This window comes from Janthinobacterium sp. UMAB-60, from assembly GCF_900095235.1.
In the GTDB taxonomy this organism is placed as follows: domain Bacteria; phylum Pseudomonadota; class Gammaproteobacteria; order Burkholderiales; family Burkholderiaceae_D; genus Janthinobacterium.
In genome coordinates, this window is record NZ_LT607483.1 from 489,447 (window position 1) to 497,698 (window position 8,252).

Here is an 8,252-nt window from a genome sequence, read left to right on the forward strand (position 1 = left end):
TGTCTTATTAACCGATGATGAAACAAGCATGACTCTCTACGCCCGCCCCCCCCACGCCAGCTTGCCCGACGCTGGCGAGGAGCGCAACAAGCGCCATTTGTTGCTGGCCATCCTGATCGCCGCCACGGTTTACCAGGCGGTGCTGTGCTTTGTGCACACGCATTTCTTCAAGGCATCGACGGCGCTGGTGGCGTTTTCCGAGCTGTGCATCTACGTCACTTGTGCCGTGCTGCTGTTGCGCCGTATCGAACTGTCTTTCGTGGCCATCCTGACCCTGATCGCTTCGTATTTGCTGCTGCTGGCCTTGCTGCGCAGTTCGCTCGATCCCAAGGGTTTCCGCGACATTATCATCCTGGTGCTCTTCTATTTTCTTGGGCGCAATTTCGGTGACGAGAAATTCGCCGACCGTCTGTTGAAGATCATTATCTATATCGTGCTGGCGGTGGGCTTTTTCGAGTTGCTGCTGGTCGATGTGTATTCCAAGCTGTTCAATGTGTATTCGTATTACTTGGCGCAAGGCAATATCGCGACCAGTACCAACTGGGCTGAAGGCAGCACCCTGGCGCTGAACGGCATCCGCCCGGCCGGCATCGGCCGCACCATCCTGCCTTTCCTGCTGGGCAACCATCGCGTCTCGTCCGTATTTCTCGAACCTGTCTCGCTCGGCAACTTTGCCGTGATCGTGGCGGCATGGGGCTTGTCCAAGGGCCGCGAGCAATGGCGCTCGATGGCCTTTTTCCTCGGCGCCGCCGCCATCATGATCACCCTGGCCGATTCGCGCTATGGCCTGGTGACCATGGGTTTCATGGTGCTGATGCGCCTGCTTTTTTCAGGACGCGGCAATCGCCTGGTGATGATCCTGCCTTTCGTGTGTGCCGTCATCCTGATCCTGTTCGGCCTGTACTACGATGGGCGCTACAGTGACAACATTCCTGGCCGCTTGTATTTGAGCGGCATTACCATGGTGCGTTTCGGCACGGCTGAAATTTTCGGACTGGCCGGCTATAACATCAACTTCGGCGACATGGGCTATTCCATCATCCTGACGCGCTTTGGCCTGTTTGGCTGCGTGGTGCTGTGGATCGGCCTGTGGATGATCAAGATGCGTGACGAACACGGCGAGCGCTTCCGTACCTATATCGTTATCTATATGTCGCTGATCCTGTGCATCAGCGGTACCTCCCTGTTCGCGCTGAAGTCGGCCGGCGTCCTCTGGTTCTTGCTCGGCTGTTGCGCCGTGCGCGACAAGAAATGGCTGACCTCTCCGCTGCGCTCCGGCCAATTTGTTGCCGGGAAAGCCCATTATGCCGATTAAAGTTGCACATGTTGTTCGCCAGTACTATCCATCGATCGGTGGCATGGAAGATGTCGTACAAAATATTGCCCATTACCAAGCCCGTTGCCACGGCCACATTCCCACCATCATCACGCTGAACCGCGTATTCGTGAACCCGGCCGACATCCTGCCGGCGGAAGAGGTGGTCAATGGCGTGCGCGTGATCCGCATTCCCTATTCGGGCTCGACGCGCTATCCGTTCTCGCCCGGCGTGGTGCGACTGCTGGGCGACTATGACGTGGTGCACGTGCATGGCGTCGATTTTGCCTATGATTACCTGGCCGCCACCAAGTGGCTGCACCGGCGTCCGCTGGTTGCCTCCACCCATGGCGGCTTCTTCCATACCAGCTTTGCCTCGCGCCTGAAGACGATCTTCTTCCATACCGTCACGCGCGCCACCTCGCACGCGTATGCGCGCGTGGTCGGCACCAGCGACAACGATGGCAATCTGTTCGGCAAGATCATCAAGGCGCCGCGCCTGACGGTGATTGAAAACGGCGTCAATGTGGAAAAGTACCAGGCCAAGGGTTCCGTCACGAAGTTGCCGTGCATCATGTATTTCGGGCGCTGGTCGTCGAACAAGGGGTTGAAGGAAACGCTGGACCTGTTTGCCGGACTGGCCGCGCGCCATCCTGAATGGCGCCTGGTGATTGCCGGGCGCGAGTATGACCTCAGCCGCGCCGACCTGGAAGCGCTGGCGCGCGAGAAGGGGATTGCCGAACGCGTCAGCATCGTCGCCAATCCCAGCGATGCGCAACTGGCCGAGCTGATGTCGCAGTCGAGCTACTATATCTGCCTGTCGCGTCATGAAGGCTTTGGCATTGCCGCCATCGAAGCGATGAGCGCGGGCTTGACGCCCGTGCTCAGCGATATTCCGCCATTTCGCAAGCTGCTGGAAAAGGCGCAGCTCGGTATCTTGCACACTGGCGACGTGGCGCAGACGGTGGCGGCAATTGCCGCCGCGCATGCGCAAGACCAGGATGCGTACGCGGCGCGGCGCATGCAATTGCAGCATTTTTCCGAGCAGTACAGCTGGAATCATATCGGCGGGCGCTACGTGGCAATCTATGAAGAACTTCTGCGCAAGCGAAAATAAGCTGGCGTCAAAGATTTTTACTGACCGGTACTGTAGTGTAAACGGTAATTGTTTCAAGCGGCATGTCATAATGTGCGGACAATAAAAATTAATCTAATTATAATAGTGCTGCGCGGCGGTGTATTGACGCACCGATCGCAGGAGCAGCCGAGACGGCTATGTTTTTCCTTCATAACCGGTGAGCTATCTCAGTGAACAAGAAAATCGATTCAATCTCCGGCCTGGCCGGTTTTGCCGCCCTGATGGTGATTTACGCCCACATGGGTAGCGAAGGATTTTTACGCCTGTCGCACCATTTTCATAACCTGGGCGTGATGATTTTTTTCTCGCTCAGCGGCTTTCTCTTGTCCTACCTGTATCTCGACAAGAAATTCTGTGCCGAGGACGTGACTGCCTACAGCCTGGCGCGCTTTACGCGCATCGCGCCCGCCTACCTGTTCACGATCCTTGCGTCCTTCGTCATCTTCACTTGCTTCGACCCGCAGTTCGAGTATCAGATCGGCACGCACAATTTGCTGCGTCATCTGTTGTTCATCGGTAACGAGTCTGTCTTCTGGACGATAGGCCCGCAAGTGCAGTTCTATGTCCTGTTCCTGCTGCTGTGGAGCGCAACGGCCCACTATGTGTCGACCAAGAATGCCTTGCCACTGGTCTTTATCGTCTTCGCCTGCGTGCTGCTGATCATGGTGCGCCGCAGCCTGCCGGGCACGTTTGTGGGCGCCAATCTGCACTACTTTGCCTTTGGCGTGCTGGCCGGCGTGGTGCGCCGGAAGATGCACATTGAATTTCACCAGCCGCAGTTGATCAATATCATCCATGTGAGCTTGTTGCTGCTTTTCCTGGGCGTCGAATGCGGCTTCATCCAGCTCAGCGAGCGCATGACCCATGAAAACCTCAGCACGCTGGTGATGGCGGTGCTGGTGGCCTTCTTTATTTTCGCCTTTTCCTTCGACTCCCTCAGCGCGCGCCTGCTGTTCGGCAATCCCTTGCTGCGGCTGATGGGAAGCCTGAGTTTTTCACTGTACCTGCTGCACATGCCGGTGCTGTACTGGGTCAAGAAACTGTATCCGGACGATATTGCCCATCCCGTCGTCGTCGCGCTGACTTTCGGGCTGATCATTGCGCTGGCGACCCTGTACTTCTATACGGTGGAACGCTATTGCGCGCTGGCCGTGAAAAACCTCGGCAAGAAGTACGCCGGACGGATCGAGGGCATGTTCGCGCGCCTGGGCGTCAAGAACAGGGCGACCGTCAGCTGACGCCATGTCCACTTTTTTCTCTCTTTTTACTGATCGAGCGCCGACTTGAAAATTTTGCTTGTGTGTGCCGCCTTTCCTCCGCGCGGCAAAGGGGGCGGGCCGGAAGGCTCGTTCATGATCGCCAGCGGCTTGCTGGCCCAGGGACACGAGGTGCGCGTCGTCACTGTCGGCGACGCCGCCGGCGTGGAACAGTACAAGGGCGTGGAAGTGCATATCATGCGCTCGCCGAATGTGTACTGGGACTACTTTTTTACCAAACGCCCGGCAGCCTTGAAGATGTTGTGGCATGTGCTGGAAAATTTCAATCCGCGCGCCTACTGGCGCTTGCGCCCGCACGTCAAGGCTTTCCGGCCCGACGTCGTCATGACGGTCAGCATTGAAAACATCAATGTGGCAACCTGGTTGCTGGCGCGCATGCACAAGGTGCCCGTGGTACACGTCATCCAGAGTTACTTTCTGGCTTGCTGGCGTGGCGGCCTGTTCAAGAACGGCGCCAATTGCACGGGCCAGTGCGGCAGTTGCAAGGTGTTGTCAGTCGGAAAGAAACCGATGTCGCACCTGGTGGACGGGGTCTTTGGCGAAACGCGTTTTGTTGTCGATCAACATCTGGAACTGGGCTACTTCAAGCACGCCACTTCGGCCGTCATTCCCGGTCCCGTGTTCCCCATCGCGGGGCGGGTGCCCAAGGCGCGCGACGGCAAGCTGGTCGTTGGCTACATGGGCGTGCTGGCGCCGCACAAGGGTGTTGACGTGCTGGCCGATGCGGCGCGCCTGATGGGGCCGAACAGCAATGTGCGCTTCCTGATCGGCGGCACGGGCGAGGACGAAGCGTATGTGGCCAGCCTGCGTGAAAAATTCGGCGATGCCGACGTCGAGTTCATGGGCTGGGTCAAGCCCGATGACGTCTATCCGCTGTTCGACGTGCTGGTGGTGCCGTCGAAGTGGAAGGAGCCGTTTGGCCGCATCGTCGTCGAAGCGCTGGCCTACGGCGTGCCCGTCATTTGCGCGCGTTCCGGCGGCATCGCCGAGAGCATCCGCGAAAACGAGAACGGCTACACCTTTGCCTCGGGCCAGCACGACGAACTGATCACCTTGCTACGCGACGTGCTGGAACCGGACGAGCCTGCGCGCATGCGCCTGGCGCAAAATGCGCTGCAGCATTCGCACCGCTTCGATATCGGCACGATAGCCGCGCGCATCAGCGATTTCGTCAGTGCGACCGTGGCCAGCTACAAGGCCCGCCGATGAGCGGGGCAGCGGCATGAGCGAGAGCAAAGCCGAAGGCACCGTCAAGGCGCCTGGCATGGCGTCCGGCTCCTTCTGGGCCGTGCTCGACAATCTGGCCCAGCAGGGCTTGTCCTTCATCATCTTCGCCATCCTGGCGCGGCTGCTCAACCCTGCCGAATTCGGCTTGTTGACGATTGCCCATTTGTTCATCCTGTTCTCGCGCCTGGTCGTGCTCGACGCACTGGCCATGCCCGTGATACGCGCGAAAGAACCCGATGACGGCGTCTATTCGGCGCTGTTCTGGCGCTGCACGGCCGCCGGCCTGTTGTTGTGCGCCTGCATGTTCCTGAGCGCCGGCCCCGTCTCGGCGCTGTTCAGCGCACCATCGCTGGCGCCCGTGCTGCAAGGCATGAGCCTCTCGATCCTGTTCTTCGGCATGGTGCGTTCCTACGAAGCGCGGCTGGTACGGCAGATGAAATTCAAGCAGCTGGCCATCCGCTCCACCGTGTCCGTCATGCTCGGTGGCGTGCTGGGCATTGCACTGGCCTACCGTGGCTGGGGCGCCATGTCGCTGGTGGTGCAGCAAGTGATGGCGGCCGGACTGGCGCTGCTGCTGGTGGTGCTGCAAAGCGGCTGGCTGCCCAGCCTGGCGTGGCGCGCGCGGCCCAGCCGCTACTGGCATGATGTGCGCCAGGTCAGCGTCTCCGGCGTCTTGTCTTTTGCCAACAGCAATGGCGATTCCTTGCTGGTGAGTCTCTTTTTGGGGCCGTATGCGACCGGGCTGTACAACCTGGCCAAGCGCCTGACGTCGGCCGTGTACCTGGTCATCACGGCGTCGCTGCTGCGCGTGTCGCTGCCCGTGTTCGCCGCCGCCAGCGGCAAGCCCGAGCAGCTGCGCCAGGCTTACCTGCAATTGCTGGCGATGATGCTGTTCCTGATGCTGCCCATGCTGCTGTTCCAGGCCGCCCTGGCCGAGCCGCTGGTGGCAACGGTATTTGGCCAGAAATGGTTGCCTGCCAGTAGTACCATCGCCGCGCTGGCACTGCTGTATTGCCTCTCTTCGGTAGCGGAACTGAACAACTATGTACTGTTTGCCCTGGGACACAGCCGCTGGCCGCCGCTGCTCGGTATCTTGCAGCTGAGCCTGGCCGTGATCCTGGCCGCCTGCTTCAGCCAGTATGGCTTGCTGGCGATGAGCTTGTCGTTTGCCGCCGCCTACCTGCTGATGTTGCCGTGGTCGCAGCACCTGGCATGCAAGGCCATGGACTTGCCCTGGACGTCCTTCCTGGTGGCGCTGCAGCCTATCCTGGCGGGCGCTGCGGCACTGTTGCTGACCTTGTACGCGATGGTCCGCTGGTGGCAGGGCAGCGCCATCGTGCTGCTGGTGCTGGCCCTGTTTGCCGGCGCCATCGCCTACCTGCTGCCGATGCTGCTGCTGGGGCGCGCGCTGCGCGGCACGGCAGGGGGCTTTGATCCATTGTCACTGCTCAGGCAATTACGCAATTTGAAGCACCGCGGCGCGGCCGCGGATTGAAGGAGGCGCACAAGCACCATGGAAGCACCAGAAACCATCAACATCAGCCGCTTTCCCGTGCTGAGCACGACGCGCGAGTGGCTGGCGCAGCACTTGCTGGGCATCATCGCGCGCGGGGAAAAGACGGCGCTGTTTTTTGCCAATACCAACTTTATCGTGAAGAACCGCTTCGTACTGGAAGCTGACTCCTCGCGCCGCTACCTCATCGTCAACGATGGTGTCGGCATGGATATCGCCGCCAGGCTGATGCAGGGGCGCCGTTTCGCCGCGAATCTGAATGGCACCGATTTCACGCCGTATTTGTTCGGGCAAAGCGCCCAGCCGCTGCGCGTGTTCATGCTGGGCGCGCAACCCGACATCCTGGCCAAGGCGGTGACGCATGTGCGCACCGTGCTGGGGCAGGACGTCGTCGGCAGTTGCGATGGCCATGCCGGCATCGGCAGTGCGCCCGATCTGGTGCGGCAAATCAATGCGACGCGCGCCCAGGTCGTGCTCGTGGCGATGGGTAACCCTATCCAGGAGCGCTGGATACTCGCTCATCAGGATGCCCTGGACGCCAACGTACTGGTGGGCGTGGGCGCGCTGTTCGACTTCTGGTCCGGCGGCAAGCGCCGCGCGCCCGCTTTTGTGCAGCGCATCCACATGGAGTGGTTTTACCGTTTGCTGCAAGAGCCGCGCCGGCTGCTGCGACGCTATACCTGGGACATCCTGGTATTCCTGCGCGAATGCGCCAGGTACCGCTGACGCGGTCGCCACAAAAGATGGCAGTCTGGCATGTTGCAATGCGCAAAAAATAGTATGAAAAAGGTAATAGTGTTGCCAAATTGGTGATATTCTATCGCTTCGGGTAGGTGCAGGCAGAGTTCGGCGTCCCCACTGACATTGGAGCGTGAAATGAAAGCAATGATTTTGGCCGCAGGAAAGGGGACGCGCGTGCGCCCGCTGACCTATGACTTACCCAAGCCCATGATCCCCATCCTGGGCAAGCCCGTGATGGCCTATCTGATCGAGCACCTGGCCAAGTATGGCGTGCGCGACATCATGGTCAATGTCAGTTACCTGCATGAAAAGATCGAAGAGTATTTCGGCGACGGCCATCAGTATGGCGTGCAGATCGGCTACTCGTTCGAAGGCTATATGACCGATGCCGGCGTGGTGGTGCCGCAGCCGATAGGCTCGGCCGGCGGCATGAAGAAGATCCAGGAATTCGGCGGCTTTTTTGACGATACCACCATCGTCCTGTGCGGTGATGCGGTGATCAACCTCGACATCCAGTCGGCCCTGTTCGAGCATCGCCGCAAGGGGGCGCTGGCCAGCGTGATCACGCGCGAAGTGCCGTGGGACAAGGTGTCGAGCTATGGCGTGGTGGTCAGCGACAAGGATGGCCGCATCCAGGCGTTCCAGGAAAAGCCCAGCCAGGAAACGGCCCTGTCGAACCATGTCAGCACCGGCATCTATATTTTCGAGCCTGCCGTGCTGGACTTGATACCCAAGGATACGGTCTTCGACATCGGCTCGGACTTGTTTCCCCTGCTGGCAGAAAAAGGTTTGCCTTTCTACGCCCAGTCGCGCACGTTCAACTGGATCGATATCGGCAACATCAAGGATTACTGGGAAGTATCGCAAAGCGTCATGATGGGGGAAGTGGCCCACATGGACGTGCCTGGTGTACAGTTGGAAGAGGGCATCTGGGTGGGCTTGAATACGAGTATAGAGTGGGAAGGCACGCACATCGAAGGGCCCGTGTATATCGGCTCGGGCTGCAAGATCGAGGCGGGCGCCACCATCATCGGCCCCACC

General features: G+C 59.7%; 7 protein-coding genes. All 7 read left to right on the forward strand.

Going from position 1 to position 8,252, the window contains the following annotated elements; translation table 11 throughout:
• Positions 1–28 precede the first annotated feature (28 nt).
• Positions 29–1,315, forward strand: a complete 1,287-nt coding sequence (locus tag K0F86_RS05540) for a polysaccharide polymerase (protein ID WP_219133369.1) — start codon at positions 29–31, stop codon at positions 1,313–1,315.
• Positions 1,305–2,432, forward strand: coding sequence for a glycosyltransferase family 4 protein (locus K0F86_RS05545; protein WP_219133371.1), 1,128 nt, complete (start codon positions 1,305–1,307; stop codon positions 2,430–2,432). The genes K0F86_RS05540 and K0F86_RS05545 overlap by 11 nt, the downstream gene beginning before the upstream one ends.
• 191 nt (positions 2,433–2,623) lie before the next feature.
• Complete coding sequence (locus K0F86_RS05550; protein WP_219133373.1) at positions 2,624–3,691, forward strand: acyltransferase; 1,068 nt, start codon at positions 2,624–2,626, stop codon at positions 3,689–3,691.
• A gap of 45 nt (positions 3,692–3,736) precedes the next feature.
• On the forward strand, positions 3,737–4,939 hold the full coding sequence (locus K0F86_RS05555; protein ID WP_219133375.1) for a glycosyltransferase: 1,203 nt from the start codon (positions 3,737–3,739) through the stop codon (positions 4,937–4,939).
• A 13-nt stretch (positions 4,940–4,952) separates the two neighbouring features.
• Positions 4,953–6,452, forward strand: coding sequence for a lipopolysaccharide biosynthesis protein (locus K0F86_RS05560; RefSeq protein ID WP_219133377.1), 1,500 nt, complete (start codon positions 4,953–4,955; stop codon positions 6,450–6,452).
• 18 nt (positions 6,453–6,470) lie between these two features.
• A complete protein-coding gene (locus K0F86_RS05565) occupies positions 6,471–7,196 on the forward strand; it encodes a WecB/TagA/CpsF family glycosyltransferase (protein WP_219133379.1) in 726 nt (241 codons plus the stop codon).
• Between the two features lie 150 nt (positions 7,197–7,346).
• Positions 7,347–8,252 (forward strand): NDP-sugar synthase (locus K0F86_RS05570; RefSeq protein WP_257571998.1); only part of this gene is annotated, 906 nt, incomplete at its 3' end.